Source organism: Pseudoalteromonas sp. S3431, assembly GCF_000690035.1.
Lineage (GTDB): Bacteria > Pseudomonadota > Gammaproteobacteria > Enterobacterales > Alteromonadaceae > Pseudoalteromonas > Pseudoalteromonas fuliginea.
In genome coordinates, this window is record NZ_JJNY01000063.1 from 1 (window position 1) to 17,022 (window position 17,022).

The 17,022-nt window shown below is 38.7% G+C and carries 14 protein-coding genes; 4 read left to right on the forward strand and 10 right to left on the reverse strand.

Annotated features, from left to right (window positions below):
- Nucleotides 1–360: 360 nt before the first annotated feature.
- The gene (locus tag DO88_RS04415; RefSeq protein ID WP_033040366.1) at nucleotides 361–1,998 is read left to right on the forward strand and encodes a response regulator; all 1,638 of its coding nucleotides are present in this window, start codon (nucleotides 361–363) and stop codon (nucleotides 1,996–1,998) included.
- Here DO88_RS04415 and msrB read toward each other — a convergent pair.
- The 10 genes from msrB to DO88_RS04365 form a co-directional block, all read right to left on the reverse strand.
- Entirely contained in the window at nucleotides 1,995–2,435 is a 441-nt protein-coding gene (msrB, locus tag DO88_RS04410) for a peptide-methionine (R)-S-oxide reductase MsrB (protein WP_007378087.1), read from the reverse strand. The genes DO88_RS04415 and msrB overlap by 4 nt on opposite strands.
- 146 nt (nucleotides 2,436–2,581) lie before the next feature.
- Nucleotides 2,582–3,022, reverse strand: a complete 441-nt coding sequence (locus DO88_RS04405) for a hypothetical protein (RefSeq protein ID WP_007378088.1) — start codon at nucleotides 3,020–3,022, stop codon at nucleotides 2,582–2,584.
- A gap of 2 nt (nucleotides 3,023–3,024) precedes the next feature.
- Entirely contained in the window at nucleotides 3,025–3,543 is a 519-nt protein-coding gene (locus DO88_RS04400; RefSeq protein ID WP_008138231.1) for a DUF2919 domain-containing protein, read from the reverse strand.
- Between the two features lie 10 nt (nucleotides 3,544–3,553).
- The gene (gene ligA / locus DO88_RS04395) at nucleotides 3,554–5,572 is read right to left on the reverse strand and encodes an NAD-dependent DNA ligase LigA (RefSeq protein ID WP_033040369.1); all 2,019 of its coding nucleotides are present in this window, start codon (nucleotides 5,570–5,572) and stop codon (nucleotides 3,554–3,556) included.
- Nucleotides 5,573–5,652: 80 nt separating this feature from the next.
- Entirely contained in the window at nucleotides 5,653–6,420 is a 768-nt protein-coding gene (gene zipA / locus DO88_RS04390) for a cell division protein ZipA (protein ID WP_008138233.1), read from the reverse strand.
- 73 nt (nucleotides 6,421–6,493) lie between these two features.
- The gene (locus DO88_RS04385) at nucleotides 6,494–9,895 is read right to left on the reverse strand and encodes a chromosome segregation SMC family protein (RefSeq protein WP_033040371.1); all 3,402 of its coding nucleotides are present in this window, start codon (nucleotides 9,893–9,895) and stop codon (nucleotides 6,494–6,496) included.
- 67 nt (nucleotides 9,896–9,962) lie between these two features.
- Nucleotides 9,963–10,694: an RNA methyltransferase gene (locus tag DO88_RS04380; RefSeq protein WP_033040373.1), complete on the reverse strand. Its 732-nt coding sequence runs from the start codon at nucleotides 10,692–10,694 to the stop codon at nucleotides 9,963–9,965.
- A 76-nt stretch (nucleotides 10,695–10,770) separates the two neighbouring features.
- The gene (locus DO88_RS04375) at nucleotides 10,771–12,807 is read right to left on the reverse strand and encodes an FUSC family protein (RefSeq protein ID WP_033040374.1); all 2,037 of its coding nucleotides are present in this window, start codon (nucleotides 12,805–12,807) and stop codon (nucleotides 10,771–10,773) included.
- 10 nt (nucleotides 12,808–12,817) lie between these two features.
- Complete coding sequence (locus DO88_RS04370; RefSeq protein WP_007378095.1) at nucleotides 12,818–13,678, reverse strand: efflux RND transporter periplasmic adaptor subunit; 861 nt, start codon at nucleotides 13,676–13,678, stop codon at nucleotides 12,818–12,820.
- A 168-nt stretch (nucleotides 13,679–13,846) separates the two neighbouring features.
- On the reverse strand, nucleotides 13,847–14,050 hold the full coding sequence (locus tag DO88_RS04365) for a DUF1656 domain-containing protein (RefSeq protein WP_007378096.1): 204 nt from the start codon (nucleotides 14,048–14,050) through the stop codon (nucleotides 13,847–13,849).
- A gap of 392 nt (nucleotides 14,051–14,442) precedes the next feature.
- Between DO88_RS04365 and DO88_RS04360 the strand changes: the two genes are divergently transcribed.
- Genes DO88_RS04360 through DO88_RS04350 form a run of 3 tightly spaced genes read left to right on the forward strand, consistent with a single transcriptional unit; the run spans nucleotide 14,443 to nucleotide 16,969 of the window.
- Nucleotides 14,443–15,552 carry a YjgN family protein gene (locus tag DO88_RS04360; RefSeq protein ID WP_008138245.1) on the forward strand — a complete coding sequence of 370 codons (1,110 nt, stop codon included), beginning with the start codon at nucleotides 14,443–14,445 and terminating at the stop codon, nucleotides 15,550–15,552.
- A 9-nt stretch (nucleotides 15,553–15,561) separates the two neighbouring features.
- Nucleotides 15,562–16,584 (forward strand): M48 family metallopeptidase, encoded by a 1,023-nt coding sequence (locus tag DO88_RS04355; RefSeq protein ID WP_033029046.1) that lies wholly within the window; start codon nucleotides 15,562–15,564, stop codon nucleotides 16,582–16,584.
- The gene (locus DO88_RS04350) at nucleotides 16,571–16,969 is read left to right on the forward strand and encodes a DoxX-like family protein (protein ID WP_033040378.1); all 399 of its coding nucleotides are present in this window, start codon (nucleotides 16,571–16,573) and stop codon (nucleotides 16,967–16,969) included. The genes DO88_RS04355 and DO88_RS04350 overlap by 14 nt, the downstream gene beginning before the upstream one ends.
- Nucleotides 16,970–17,022 lie beyond the last annotated feature (53 nt).

The window sequence follows — 17,022 nt, forward strand, 5'->3', positions numbered from 1 at the left end:
AATTTAATTCGTTAAATTGATCAAAGATTTATGTAGGTTGGTATACGTCGTATGTAATTAACTTAGCCGTAAGAAAAAGAGCATCGCCACCCTTTACAAATAATGGCGAGGGTCACAGGTATCAAGCCAAGTAATCAACCATCACACATAAATCCCATTCGATAGTTTCTTTAAAAATATAAATTTTCATATCAAAACACTCATCATTTAATTATGTTATTTAGATCCTTGCTTTTATAGTTAGCAAAAACGTATTAGGAAAAGTTAAATACCTAATAAATACTGCTATCATTTGAATTTTCTTGTAAGCAGCTAAAGTGTTGATTATAGTCAGTACTAAACATAATAACTGTTAAGCCAATGCCAACTAAGATTTATTCAAAAGCAAAAATACTTATAGTCGAGGAGCAACCACTTGCTCAAAGCTATATGAAACAATCGTTAGAAAGGCTTGGCTTTCAGCAATTGCACTTCGCTGATCATGCAAACTCAGCAAAAGAGCAGTGTTTAAGTGAAGAATTTGATTTGATCGTTTGTTCATTTAATTTAAGCAAACAACAAGACGGCTACCAACTTTACGAAGAGTTACGTGTTAAGCACCTCATAAAAAGCTCTACAGGCTTCATTTTTATATCTGCTGAAACAAATGGCTCGCTAGTTCATAGTGTTCTTGAGTTACAACCTGATGATTTTTTAGTGAAACCTTTTACCGTTCAGGAACTACAAGTACGTATTGAGCGTATTTTAAGACGCAAACACGATTTGCAAACGGTTTATACTCTAATTGATGATGGTAACGATTCAAAAGCAATTAAATACATCGACACCGTTCTAAATAAAAAAAACAATAGTTATAGCCCTATCTTACTGCGTTTAAAAGGTGATGCTCTTCTTCGTTTAAATCGCAGCGAAAATGCAAAAGACTTTTTTAAATCTGTTCTCGATATACAAAAATTTGCTTGGGCAAAAGTAGGTTTAGTAGAAGCACTTACAGCAAATAATGAACATATTTTAGCTCAGCGTATGCTAAAAACGATGCTTGAACGACAAGAAACTCGATTAGTTGCGCTTGATTTACTCGGCCGTTTAGAAATAAAACTTAATCAGTTTGAACTAGCGCAAAGTTTTTTAAGCCAAGCAGCCGACATTGCACCGCGAAATATTTCACGCCAAAAATCACTAAGTAATGTGTCATTAATTAATCACGACTACGAAAAAAGCTACTTAACTCAAAAAGACATTGCAAGTTTTGCAAAGCACTCAATACATGACCACCCCGATGTGTATTTAAATGCTGCACGTGCCGGTATCGACTTTGCATTAACAACAGATCAAACAGATCAAATACAGAGAATATCTAGACAAACTAATCAATATATAAGCGATTTAAAAAAGCAGTTTCCTAACAATGCCAATCAAGCTCAAATTGATGTGCTTAACGCACGGCTTCATTATTTAAAAGATGAGCATAAAAAAGCGAAAAAACTCATTGAGCAACTCGAAGATGATGATACACATATTCGCTCTGTCGATGGTGCACTTGATAAAGCGAAAGCGTTCCATGAGTTGGGCTTTCATCAAAAAGCGCAAACTCTCTTCACTCAAATTATTGGACACTGTGAACGCCATCCAAGTGTTAGCGACACAACTTACTTACGTTATATCCAGCAACAGCAAAGTGAGCGACGCGATATTAAAATGGGGCCAAAGGAGCTCAACAACCATGCTGTTACTCAATTTAATAGAGGACAGTTAAACACTGCACTTGAAGCTTTTACGCAAGCATTTAGGGTTATGCCTCGTAATCAGAGTATTGCGCTTAATTTATTGCAGTGTTTATTTGATTCCACTAAGCAACACAATGGCTCATTTAACCTTGAACTTGCTAAAAAATGCTACGCCTTACTTACCAAAACTCAATTACCAGCAGATCAGACGCAGCGGTTAGATAAAATTTTGCACATAGCAAAAGAAATGAATTTAGATATTGGAAGTTAAAGCTTTTTCATTGATGCCGCATTAACGCAATAGCGTAGACCGGTCGGTAATGGACCATCAGGGAAAATATGGCCTAAATGTGAATCACACACGTTGCAAACCACCTCTATGCGCTCCATACCATGACTTGTATCACTTACGTAGCCAATTGCTTCAATTGTCGCCGGTTGTGTAAATGACGGCCAACCAGTGCCACTATCGAACTTTTCATCTGCATCAAACAATAAATTATCGCAGCAAATACACACATACTTACCAGGTTCCAATAATGTGCAACTACCAGAACTACTTGGACGTTCGGTTCCCTTTTTACGTGTTATGTAATACTCATCTTCTGATAGTTGCATCCGCCACTGCTCGTCCGTTTTGACTACTTTTTTACTTGGAGTAGGATTGCCATTGGTGGCAAAGTTAATAACATCATTCCACTTCAACATGATAACCTCATTGAATAGTTAATTAACCGTACTTAATAAAATTATAAAAAGTACGGTTAGTTATTACGTTATTGAATACACTAAAGATCAGCTAAAGAGTGTTGACCGTTTAAAACTAAAACTTGTTCAGTTTTAAGGTGATTTTCCTAGCTAAAGGTAATATTTTGTTTCTCTGAGTCGGTAAATATTCGTTTAATAAAACTATCTAGTTCTGCTTTTTTTGCAGGTAAGCTAACACTCATTTGGCGCTCGTTATTACTGTAAATTATTAGCTCGTCATCCTTCGTCGTTATGCGTTCAATACTCTCAATTACTAACCAATCTGGACCGTGCTTTTTATCAAAAAAACCCATTAAACTAAAAAGTAATAAGTGTTGGGCGTCTCGCTGAATAAAATCCTCTAACCGGTTTCTTGATTTAAATAGAGGCGTTAGCCTATAAACGCTTGAGCAAAAAACAAATACCCATAAACCAAATAACGCTTTAAACCACATAAATTCTAAAAGCTCAGTGCTAATCATTAAAATAATAAGTACTAACCCTATTAACGATATAGCTATCGCTATTTTTTTATTTACAGCGTCCACAACTAATCCCTTTTAAGTCGCTTTTTTTCTTCTGATGCTTTTTCTGTCGGCTCAGGCCAATCATTAAAAAAAACGGTTAAATAACGGCTTTTCACCAAATACCACAATACCCATAAAACAATCATCATTTGTACTGCTAAAAATGATGAAAATCGATAATGGCTATGCGCGGCTTGAATACTTAACCATGTTAAATCAACAACAGCACATAAAATAAGAGGCCAGCGCATATGTCGCCATACTTTTGCTAACCTGTCGCTCGCACTGTGGGAGTCTCGCGGCCGACGTAAACAAAATAAAATAGTCGGTATTATTGCAATACTTCCAATTGCTATTGCGATAAAAAAATCATTTTTATTTTTAAAAAATAACGACATTAAATCCAGTTCAGGCCTGCGGCTTAAAGCCGCAATAACCCAAATAAAATAGCCACGTAAAAGCACCAGCAAACTTAAATGAAATGCTATAGGTGTACGGTAACTTCCGTACTTATCCCAGTATTCTGGCCCATATCGGCTCATTGTCGTTTTCCTAGCCATTATGCTTTTTAAGCAGCTCAATTAATTCATCTTCCGTGAGTATGTCGATACCTAAATCTTGCGCTTTAGTTAGTTTTGAACCTGCTTTTTCACCTGCGACTAACGCATCTGTTTTAGCCGATACGCTACCCGAGACTTTAGCACCTAATTGCTGCAAGCGAGCTTTAGCATCATTACGGTTAAGTGTATTAAGCGTGCCGGTAAGTACATATGTAAGTCCTGCGAGTGGTTGCTCTTCCTCAGAAGGCGCACTTAACGCTGGCCAATTTACGCCTTGCTCTATTAATGCGTTTACTACCGCTAAATTATGCTCTTCAGCAAAAAAACCGCGAACATGCGCTGCAACTATTTCACCGACATCACTTACCTGCGTTAAACTATCAATGCTGGCATTAATTACATTTTCAAGGGTTAAAAAGTGATTAGCTAAATTTTGTGCTGTCGCTTCCCCCGCTTCACGAATACCTAGTGAGTATAAAAACTTAGCGAGCGTAGTGCCTTTAGCTTCATCAAGTGCTGTTACTAAGTTTTTAGCTGACTTAGGTCCCATACGTTCAAGTGATTCAAAATGCCCTTGTTTTAAAACGAATAAATCAGCGGGCGTTTTTATAAGCTCTCTATCTACAAGTTGATCAACAATCTTATCGCCAAGGCCATCTATGTCTAGCGCTTTTCGTGAAGCAAAATGTTTTATCGCTTGTTTGCGTTGTGCAGGACACACAAGCCCGCCAGTACAACGGGCTACAGCTTCACCTTCCACTTTTTCAATATGCGAATCACAAATCGGACAAGTCACTGGAAATTCAATATCTCTAGCATCATCAGGACGGCGTTCAAGTACAACTTGTGTTATTTGCGGGATTACATCTCCTGCGCGACGAATAATAACCGTGTCGCCTACTTTTACACCTAAACGTGCAATTTCATCGCTATTATGAAGTGTTGCATTTGATACGGTTACACCACCGACAAAAACAGGCTCTAAACGCGCAACTGGCGTAATTGCCCCTGTGCGCCCTACTTGAAAATCAACATCAAGTAATTGAGTTATTTCTTCTTGCGCCGGAAACTTATAAGCAATAGCCCAACGAGGAGCACGTGCTACAAAGCCTAAACGCTCTTGTAAGGCCTTTTGGTTTATTTTGATCACTACGCCATCAATTTCATATTTAAGCTCGCTACGGCGCGTTAAAATATCGCTGTAGTACTCAAGCGCGGCTTTAGGACCTTCAACTAATTTTGTTTCTGGGCACAGTGGCAACCCCCAGTCAGTCAGCTTTTCTAGTTGCTGATAGTGATCCTCTGGAATGCTGCCATCAGCAACAAGTCCAGTACTGTAAGCATAAAACATCAATGGGCGTTTAGCGGTAATTTTAGAGTCGAGTTGGCGTAAGCTACCTGCCGCTGCGTTACGCGGATTAACGAATACTTTGTCTCCACGTTTTTGCGCTTCCGAATTTAGTTTGTCAAAGCCGGCGCTGTTCATAAATACTTCGCCGCGCACTTCAAGCTCTTTTGGGTAATCACCACGTAACTTAAGTGGTACATTACGAATTGTTTTTACATTCTGAGTAATGTTTTCACCGGTAAAACCATCACCTCGCGTAGCCGCTTGTACAAGTACACCATCACGATAAATAATTGATACAGCTAAACCATCAAGTTTTGGCTCACAACAAAAAGTAAGCTCATCGGTACTCATTAAACGCTCTTTTATACGGCGATTAAACGCAGTGAACTCTTCTTCACTAAAGGCGTTATCAAGTGAAAGCATGGGTACTTGGTGCGCTACTTGCTCAAATTTACTCAGTGCTGCACCGCCTACTTTTTGTGTTGGGGAGTCGGCGGTTAAAAATTCAGGGTGCTCGGTTTCTAGTGCGCTTAGTTCGCGTAATAACCTATCGTATTCAGAGTCAGGAATACTGGGGGTGTCAAGCACATAATAGTTATAATTGTGTTGCTCTAATGTAGTACGAAGATGATTAACTTGCTCACTAATGCTGCTAGACATTTAAACCTCAATAAACATAAAAAAAGCCACTTTGATGAATAATCATCCAGTGGCTTATAAAAATATAATATGTGCGCTATTTACGCTGAAAAAGAACGGACCTGCTCAACATACTGCCTGACGCGTTCTACGGTCATTTCATTTCGCTCTGCATCTAAAATTTGCGCACCAAACTCGTCAGCTAACTTTTTAGCTGCACTGTGCAACATGTTAAATGCTGCTAGGCCGTCACCGTCGCACGGCAATGTCATAAATAAGCTAACCCCTGCGGTACTAAACTGTTCCATATTATCAATATCAAACGTACCTGGGTTGTACATATTTACTAATCTAAATAATACAGGGCCTTGGCCTGCCGGATCTAAGTGGCGATTAAAAAAGCCTTCCTCAGAATATTTAAAACCTAACGTGTTAACGGCTGGTAATAATTTACTGCCCTGCATGCTAAGCCCTTCTGGCATTTGAATATGCACAATAACAAAGTCAGGCATTTGCGCAGATGATTTTTCATCATTTTGCTCTTTTGCTTCTAGATCATCAACTACTTCTAGGTCATCTTCAATGGGCACTGCTGGTACGCTTGTATCAATTTGTGGCTCATTCTCATCAAAGTTAAGCTCACCGAATTGTGGTTCATCACGTTCTTCTACCACAGGCTCTTTTAGCTCTGCCTCTGTAGGAAATGATTTAGATGAAGCTGGTGCACTTTCTTGCAATGGTTCAACCCGTTCGTTATTTAACACTTCTGGGCGGTCTTTTTTTCTAACAGACCACAATCCATGTATTAATAAACCACCAATGACAACTACACTGATAATGATTAAAACCCATCTTAATTGTTCGGCCATCCCCTCACCTTTTCTTATTTGATATGCCTAAAGCCTGTATATTAATTGAAACTAATATACTTGTTATAAAAATTTATACATGTGCAAGTTGCACTGCTTGTTCTATATCTACAGCAACCATACGCGATACGCCAGGTTCTGCCATAGTTACACCTGTTAATCTACCCGCCATTTCCATCGCAATCTTATTATGGCTAATATAAATAAACTGTACTGATTGTGACATTTCTTCAACCAAACGGCAAAAGCGAACAACATTAGCATCATCTAATGGTGCATCTACTTCGTCCAGCATACAAAATGGGGCTGGATTGAGCCTGAATATAGAAAACACTAATGATAATGCGGTCAGCGCTTTTTCTCCACCACTTAACAAGTGAATTGTTGAATTTTTCTTACCCGGTGGTCGTGCCATTATACTAACACCACTTTCGAGTAAATCGTCACTGGTTAATTCTAAATACGCACTGCCACCACCAAAAACTTTAGGAAATAGCTCAGCAAAGTCTTCGTTAACTTGATCGAACGTCGCTTTAAAGCGTGTTTTGGTCTCAATATCAATTTTACGAATAGCACCTTCAAGGGTATTTAACGCTTTTGTTAAATCATCTAATTGATTATCAAGATAATCACTACGAGCTTTGGCTAAATCAAACTCTTCTATTGCCGCTAAGTTTACTGCACCTAATTTATCTAACTGATTAGTAAATCCGGTTAACTGATTTTGCGCTGCGCTCAAATTTAATGAATCTGGTAATTCATCAAGTATCGCTTTTAAGCTTTGTTTCAACTCTTCTAATGGTTCAAGCGCAGCTTGTGCTTTTATCAGTAAGCTTTGCTCTTCAATTGTTAGCTTTTGGTGCTGCTGTTGCAAGCCCACCAGCTCACCTTGTGAATTTTTAAGGCTTACTTGCTTAGTGTTTAAGCTCTCTTTCGCCTGAGCTAATTCTTTTTGTAGCAATACTAATGCCTGCTCACCTTTTTGATGCTGTGCTAAGAGCTGCGTAATTTTATCGCTAAGTTCTTGCTCTGGTATCAGCAGCTCTTCTATTTCACTAAGTAGTTCTTGCGCACCTTCAGATGCACTAACGTGCTCTTGCTCTGCATGGCTCAATTTGGTTTGGCTTAACTGCCATTCACTGCGTGCCTTTTGCTCTGATAGCGTTGCCTTATGTGCTTGTGTTTTATATTGCTCAAGTATGCTTAATGCTTCGCTATAACTTTTATCACTTTGTGAGCGCAAACTATTTGCAGCGTCTACTTCATCCGCTAAGTTAAGTTGCTGATCATTTAACACTTCAAATTGCGCAGTTTGCTCATCAAGCACGGTATTTAATTGTAAAAGCTGATTTGTTAATTGCTGTTTTTGTTGTTGTAGCTTTTCTAGTTGTAACTTAAAGTACGCTACTTGCTGTTTGAGCATATCGCTTCGCGTACCGGCTACCGCTATATTTTGCGCAAGCTCATGTATCGCTTCTTTTAGCTCGCTTTGTTCGTTAATTAATTTTATTTGCTCAGCTGCATGTTCGTCACGAGTGTGTGTTACTTGTTGTAACTCGCCCTCAGTATTAGTTAACTGCTTAGCTTTATCTTGCAATTGCTTATGCTTTAAAAGTAATGAGTTTTCTGCATTACATTCTGCACTTACATGCCAATTACGACCATATAGAGCACCGTTTTTATCCATAACAGCTGTATAAAAACTATCTTTTAGTATTGCTAAATCACCGCCCTCGCTATAAGCAATACGTGCTAAATGCTCTGGATAAACACCGCTTGTTATGAATGCAGCTAAGCTATTTGTTGGCATGCGTTTATTACTATTTGGCCATACACTGTTATTAGCTTGCTGCTCACTTACATTTAAATGCTCTAAAGATTTAAGTGCTTGCTCTATCAGAAGCTCAAAGCCCTCTTTAACACTTAGCTGATTAAACAAACCATTAGTACGTACACTTTTCTCATCAAGCCCTAATGTACTTTTAAGCCCCGTTATACTGGCTTTTAACTCGTTTATTGTTTGAGTGAGCGTCGAATATTGTGTTTGTGAGTTATTAACAAGCTCATTTTGCATTTCAAGCTTAGCAGTGCACTTCGTATGTGCTGTTTGTTTAGCGGCAAGTTCTTGAGTTAAGGTTTGTGTTTGCTGTGTTTGCTGTATTAACTGCTGCTCTACATCACTACTTTGTAGCTCGCTAAGCTGAACAGTTAACTGATCAATTTGCTCGTTAACATGATCAATTTGCTGCTGAGTTTGTTTAATGTGACTACTATGTAGTTGCACGTTATTATTAAGCTGTTGCTGTTGATCACACAAAGCTTGCCAATGAGTATGGTGGCGCTGCTTAAGTGCTAATAATTCCTCAAGTTCATGCGTTAACCCACTAACTTGCTCTTCACATATTAAGGCATTTTCACTTGCCTCTTGCAGGGCTTCGTTGAGTTGCTCGCACACAATTTGCTGCTGCGATTTCACCTCAGCACTTTGAATTTGGCGTTGCTGTAATTTAATTAAACTTTGTTTAAGCGTTTGGGTTTGCTGCTTTACATTGATTTGTTGTTGCTCAGCGCGAGTAAGCTCTGTGTGTATTACATGTTGCTGATGCTGTGCATCGCTTAGTTTATCTTGCTGGGCTTGTACTTGCCCTTCTAAGCTTGCAAGTACATCGTCATGCCCTGAGTTAGCGGTTTTAAAAAACGATATTTGATCGTTCAGTTTTTTAATTTGGGCACTTTTTTCAAGTTGCTGCTGATGCAACTTTTGCCATTTTAAAACCGCAATTTGGCCTTTTAATGTACGTTCTTGCGCTTTTAATTCGCGGTATTTTTTTGCATCAACCGACTGCACAGCCAATTTATCGAGCTGGCTTTGTAGTTCTTTACGCACATCTAACAAACGTTCAAGATTTTCGCGAGTGCTTTTTATACGAGTTTGTGTTTCGCGGCGACGCTCTTTGTATTTAGAAACGCCAGCGGCTTCTTCTAAAAATACGCGCAGCTCTTGTGGTTTACTTTCTATTAAGCGCGAGATCATCCCTTGCTCAATAATTGCGTAACTACGTGGACCAAGACCGGTGCCTAAAAATATATCGGTAATATCGCGCTTACGGCATTTACTGCCATTTAAAAAATACAGTGACTGTCCGTCGCGCGTTACTAAACGCTTAATAGCAATTTGGTTTCGATCGGCAAATGTGTTTGAAGGACTTCCTTTATCGTTATCAAAAACAAGCTCTACAGAGGCTTGTGATATGGCTTTTCGATTAGTTGAGCCATTAAAAATAACGTCGGTCATGGCATCGCCACGCAGGTTTTTAGCAGAGCTTTCACCTAGCACCCATCGTACTGCATCAATAACGTTAGATTTGCCACAGCCATTGGGGCCAACAACACACGTCATTTGATCAGGAAATGGAATTTTAGTGGGCTCTACAAACGATTTAAAGCCCGCTAATTTAATAGTGCTTAAGCGCATCTTATTGTTATTACCGATTATTATTGTTATTGATTACAAACAATTTAACTCATTAACAGTTAAATTGTTAAGCTTGTCGTTTAAAATTATCTAAAATAATACCGGTCGCCATTGCAACATTAAGCGATTCTGCACCACCAAAAGCGGGGATGGTGATTTTATTAGTTACTAATTTTGCACATGTCTCGCGTATTCCATGCGACTCACTGCCCATTAGTAAAACGCCTGAGCCCGTAAATTGGGTTTTATGCACGCTTTGCCCATCTAAAAAAGCACCGTAAACAGGTAAATTTAAAGACTGTAGGTAATCAGGTAAATCTACTTGGCTTACCGATACCCTTACAAATGAGCCCATCGTGGCGCTAATTGTTTTTGGGTTGTAAGCGTCTGCGCTGTCGGTGCTAGTTACTATATGTTTAATACCGTACCAGTCTGCCACTCTTATTATCGTGCCTAAATTACCAGGGTCTGATACGCCATCAAGTGCGAGTATTAAGCCACTTGCTTGTGGTAAAGCCGCCGTTGGCATATCAACAATAGCAATGGCTGCATTATTGCTAACTAGCGTGCTGGCTTTGGTGAGGGCTTCTTCATCCGCTTCAATAAAATTAGCGTGCGGATACTTACCTTGGTACGCATTTATAAATTCGTTTGTAGCAAAAATATTAACCACATTTAATGGGCTGTTTAATAACTCAAGTACGTTTTTCTCACCCTGTACAAGGTATTGATTATATTGCTTTCGGTACTTTTTTTGGCCAAGTTGGCGAATAAGTTTGAGTTGGTTTTTTGAAATCATAACAGCCCCATAAAATTATCCAGCAAGTATAACAGATTTCGTTATAACATCTGAACTCGAAAAGCAGCGAATGGGGCTAATTTATCTTACTCGCACTTCTTTCGAAGGTCAGATTAATTCGAATAAACATGCCTTTTATTGCCTCTAATTGATTTGAATCGTCAACCGTCTGAGCCAATTCCTCATAAAGATTATCTGACGCTTGCTTAAACTTATTATTAAACTTGCCCTTGGTTGCCAACATAAATGCATCGGCTAATGTACGCTGCCACTCATTTAAATACTTTAGCTTTGTATTACCAGCCAAATTTTCACAAATTGAGTTTAATCGAACCGACGCATGCCCTAAGTTTAGAGCGGTTAGTGCAAGGTCTGTAATAACGCGTGAGTGTGAACCTTGATCGTAATTAGTTAAGCGTATTAACCTATCGGCCATGCGGCGGTTATACCAAATACTTGGGGTTGGATGGTTATTTATTTCGAGTAAATCTTTATAAGTAGCCTTAAAAACACGATGAACAAGTAATTGTACACTCGGACCTGTAAATAACTGAAAAATCCAAAATAAAATACTCACCCCCGCAAAAATTGCCATTGCAGAGCTAAGTGTGTAATCGATTGAAAACGCAAGGCTCATATCGGTACTGGGTCTTACCAAAATCGTAAATGGGATACAAAACCCCAAGCCATATGGCAATGTTTGTTGATCAGCTAGCAGCAGTAAACCCAGAAAATAAGGCCCTGCTAATACAAGTAGTAATATTTCTAATTGCCCACCACTTTGTGATAATAAATTGAGTGCGTAAAAAATAGTTACAATAGCAGCAACCACCACGCCTACCAATAAACGCTTTATTACCACCTGTAAAATAGCTAACGGTATTCTCGCCAACATTATCGAAAATATGACCGGTAAAATCATAATTAATAATGCAGCAGAAGAGCCTGTATTAATCCAAATAAATGCGCCGATAGAAAACACCAAAGCAGTTCTAAATCCAACAATTATGCCAGCTAATGGGTCGCGATATGTAAGCATACTGGGTGCATTTAATAATGTTTTATCACGCTCTTCTAAAGCTCTGTATGCGCGTAGTAAAATTGTTAAGTCGGCTGCTACTTCTAAGCTCACATTGAGCATGTGAGATTCAAATGGCGAATCACACACCGTATTTGCTCTATAGTCGGTTAGCTCTTTACGCAGCGTTTTAACTTGTTCGGCGCAGTAATCAAAATCGTCAGACTCTTTAATTTGCGCAAATACCTGCTTAAGTTTACTTATTAATTTATCTAAAGTAGGTGTAATAAGATCTTCGTGGTTTCGCTGTAGACGGCCAATTATTTGAATTAAGGCCAATAAAGAAAGTACTTTTTGCGACAACTGATTTGCAGCACGCGAGCGCCCTGGACCTTTTGGTCCTTCGTACCTTACTGCGCTGGAATCTTCGTTTATTGATCCCAATGTTGCCATAATGCCATCTATTTGCTGATGGCGATTTTCGTGAGAGCCCTTAAAATCAAGCTCAGTTACTAAATAATGCAGCGTTTGATTTATAACCGACCGCGCTTGTGTTTGCAGTAAATGTTTAACCTTTACAGGCCAAAATAGATGACTCACAAGCCCAGCACATACAGAGCCAATTATTATTTCGCTTACTCGCGCTTGTGCAATATCAAATATACTTTGACTGCTTACCATTGCCGGAGTAACCATGACTAAAAGCACAATAATGGCGGCTGTTACACCGGCCATAGCAAACGCATACACAAAGTTTGCTTGGCGTACCATTGCCGATAACGCAGAGTTTACTCCCAACCATAATGCCAGTGCACCGAGCGCTAAATAAGGGTAGAGAATTAACTGAGTTAAAAGCAATATGCCAAATAAACCGCCCACTATGGTGCCTATTATTTGACAAATTGCTTTTTCAATAACCAATCCGCTTTGCGGGCGTAATTGCAAAAATATAGCCGAGACTAACGCCCAATAAGGCCTTTCAAGATTAAGCGACATAGCAATAGTGAGCGCCATCACCATGGCTATAACGCCCTTAGTCGCAAAAATAATTGCCTGTTTTTTAGGAAAAAACAAATTTTGTAATACTACGCCCACTGTATTCCCCTTAGCGCGTAGCGAGATGTATAGTGGCGGTCATCCCTGCGCTAAGCTGTGTATTTTCGGGCAATGAATCTAACTTAATATCAACAGGTATACGCTGTGATAAACGTACCCAATTAAATGTTTGTTGTACTTGTGGTAAAAGCTGACCGTTACTTTGTGTATTCGTATTTGCAATGGCTTTACCTACACTCACTACATGCCCTGTTAATTGCTTACCACCGCTTAGAAGGGCTATTTTAGCTTTTTGATCAGGATAAATAAGCGGTATTTTACTCTCTTCAAAGTAACCCGTTACATAAAACGAATCGGACTGAACAATAGCAAACACAGGTGTGCCTTGAGCTACATAGTTGCCTTGGCGTAAATTCAGATTAATTATTTGCCCCGATGCAGGCGCAAGTACTTGTGTTCTATCAACATTTAACTGCGCAATTGTTTGCTCTGTCTTAGCTAAGTTATAATTTGCTTCAGCAATTTTAGTATTAATACGAGTTGATTCTAGCGTTTCTTCACTAATTGCCTGTTGAGTGTTTAGCTCAACACGTCTTTCGTATTTGTGCTTGGCAAGTTCCCATGTATATAGCGCATTTTCTGTATTGGCTTTACTTTTATCAAGCGCTGCTTGATAACGCTTTTTATCAACATTAAAAAGTACTTCGCCTTTTTGTACATTTTGACCATCTTTAATATTTAAAACAGTTACCCAGCCCGACACGTCTGGAGCAACCGTGACAATATCGGCTCGAATACGCCCATCACGCGTCCAAGGAGTATGCATGTAGTCAGTCCATACCCAACGCCCAGCAAAAACCGCAGCTATAACAACCAAGATAGTAAAAGTAATACGCAGATATTTAATCATTCAATTTATCTTCCACTTAGTAATACCAATCCGCAATAATACTTGAGCAATTTGAGGGCTTAAACCAGACGCTAACTGTGTTAAAAATTTCTGATATAGAACAACTAAATAACGAAATTTTTGCCTTGTTATCGACACGGTTTTCTTACCTCAAAATAGCTCACTTAATTAAGCAAATTGGTATAAATAGACGGCCAGTGCCAAGTAACAAACAAATAGTGACACTTCAAACCAAGCCACTTTCCAAATACGGTCATGCCAATCTAATTGATGCAAAACAAAACGAGTCAGCGCTGTTAAAATAAACGCAATTGGGAAGTAAACAATCAGCGGACTAAATTCTAATCCCCCTAACACGACTGCTTGAAACATAATAAATATCCTAATGTTATTTAAAGCGGTGATAAAAGCTGTAAAACCTAAATAAATTTACATCCCCACTACTATTACAGTCTATTATTTTGGCATATAAATCAATTGCGTTTATTGTACGTAGGTGTGCTTAATACATAATTAATGCCATTACATTTAAGCAGCATTAACTATGTATAGTAGCTAAATCGCATATTAAAAAGCTAAAGTTCCCAGTTACCAGCCAAATAAATAAAACCAGCGAGGTTTATTTATAAAAAAGTATTAGAGTATTTAACTCAATACTTAAAACGCCTATTTATAGCTGTTTACAGAAGGGTGAGATAATTATAAACATTGAATTTTGCACTAAAAATAGGTAAATTAACAAAAAAAATATGGACATAATTTTAATGGAATCAATACACCCTACCCTCTCTGAAACAAGCCCACCAATAAATGAGCCTGCTGAACCAATTTTTAGCGGAAAAGTGCAATTTAGTGGTAAAGGCGGTGAGTTTTTTGGAATTTGGATTGTAAATATATTACTTAGCGTTATTACGCTTGGCATATATTCAGCGTGGGCTAAAGTACGTACGCATCGCTATTTTTACGGCCACACTCGTATAGATGGTCATAGCTTTGACTACCTAGCAACACCAATACAAATTTTAAAAGGTCGGATTTTAGCGGTTGTTGTATTTTTTATTTACACATTCTCTATTAGCTTTTTGCCTATTTTAGGGCTGTTTATTGCTCTTGGTTTTATCTTTTTAATGCCATGGATTATTAATCAAGGTTTACGTTTTAATCTGCGTATGACGCGCCATCGTAATGTTCGTTTTACTTTTAAAGGCAATTACGGCGAAGCCTTTATTAACTTTATACTTTTGCCTATCGCCAGCATATTTACACTTTATTTATTAATGCCTTATGTTATAAAACGTATTGATAGCTATATCCATAGCAATATTAGTTACGGTGACAAACCACTTACTGTAAACCTAAAAGGCGAAACCTATTACCTAACAGCGCTTATTTGTTTTGTAGTGAGCTCTATCACCATGGTGCTCTTTATGGGAATTTTAGGGTTATTTGGCCTCAACTTAATAGATGTTGAAAATCAACAAAATTTAGAAAACTCCGCTGCTATGGTTATGCTTCCTATCTTTATGATGATTGCCTATGTACTAATGATTGCCATTGTTTCTGCTGTATGGCACGCCGCTATTCGTAATCACATTTTTGATAACAGCCATTTTGAAGGCGTTGCCACATTTAAATCAGAGCTAAAACCAATTCCTTTCGCTGTTTTACTATTAACAAATATGTTGGCTATTGTATTTTCTTTAGGGCTTGCATACCCATGGACAAAAGTACGTACATCAAAAATGCTCGCTGATGTAACTAACGTCACTATTTATCCTGGTGCATTAAACCTAATCGATACCGCGCAAGAACAGCAATCATCATTTGCTGAGGAAGCTGCAAACGTATTTGATATTGACCTTTCTCTAACTTAAGAGCTCACTATGCATGTAAAGGGACATTTTTTCCCCATCGCATCGAGTAACTATCAAGTGTGTGTTGCAACTATTAGCGACACGCACATTGAAGTTATTAACGATGAACACGTTATAGCTCGCCACGCAATCTCAAGTCTAAAATTAAGTTCGGGGATGGCAGGACTTGCCGACGAACTAAACTTTGAAGATGGTAGTCGTTTTATTCCTCAAGATGTAAGTTACAGATGGCCATTTAAAGAAAATAACCATCACATAATGGAGCGCCTTGAAAAAAGTAAATGGGCAATTTTAGCCGCAGTCATATTTACACCACTTTTTATGTGGTTAGTACTTTATAAAGCGGTACCGGCCATTGCTGTTTACAGTGTTGATACCCTGCCACGTAATGTTGTGGAACAAATGGGGGAGCAAAGCTTTACACTTATTAAAAAGATTGCGCTTGACCCAAGTGAGCTCCCCGCAGAGCAGCAAGCTAAAGTACAAGCACATTTTACAAGTATGCTTAATGCGTTATCGCTTGATCAATCGGTTTATAGATTATCGTTTTATAAATCAGACAGCTTTGGTGCTAACGCGTTTGCACTACCCCATGGCCGTATCGTGGTCACAGATGATTTAGCAAATTTACTTGCCGATAAACCCAATGCACTAAAAGCGGTATTGCTACACGAGATGGGCCATGTAGTCCACCAGCATAGCGTACGTATTACAGCACAATCTGCCGCAAGTACGATTGTGCTAGCGGTTGTATTTGGTGATTTAGAAGGGGTTGCAGAGGTTGCATTAGGTACGGGTGCATCGTTTGCTCAGCAAGGGTTTTCACGAGATATGGAACGCGAGGCAGATACCTTTGCACTCATTCAATTAGAGTCGCTTGGGTATTCGAGTAATGACTTTGCTGATGCAATAGAGGCCCTACAAGAAAGCCATACCAGCAAAAACGAGCACCTCGAAAAAGTAAATGACTTTTTAGAGTACTTGTCTAGCCACCCAAGTGCACAAGAGCGTATTGACAATGCTAGGAAATAATCGCGGTTATATTCAACTTGCTCGCTACATAGTGAGTTTAAGTTGGATATATCATGGCTTTTTTCCAAAGCTTTATCATATTGCACCACTTGAAAAATTAATGACTGACAGTGCTGGTTTTTCAGCAGAAGTGTCTGACTTAATTACACGTTCGGCGGGTGTTGGCGAAATTATATTTGGATTGTGTTTATTTGTGTTTTATAAAAATAAACACCTAGTAATTTTAAATATTTTAGCATTAATTGGCCTTTTACTCGCTGTAGTTGCAATGCAGCCACAATTACTTATTGAAGCATTTAACCCTGTTACTACTAACCTGCCTCTTATTGGGCTAAGCGTTATTTGGTTAAAGGAAATTAAGCTGCTGAATAATCGATACCTCTAAATAAAAAAGGGTATGCCTGCGCATACCCTTTTTTGTAGTACTTAAGTTATATA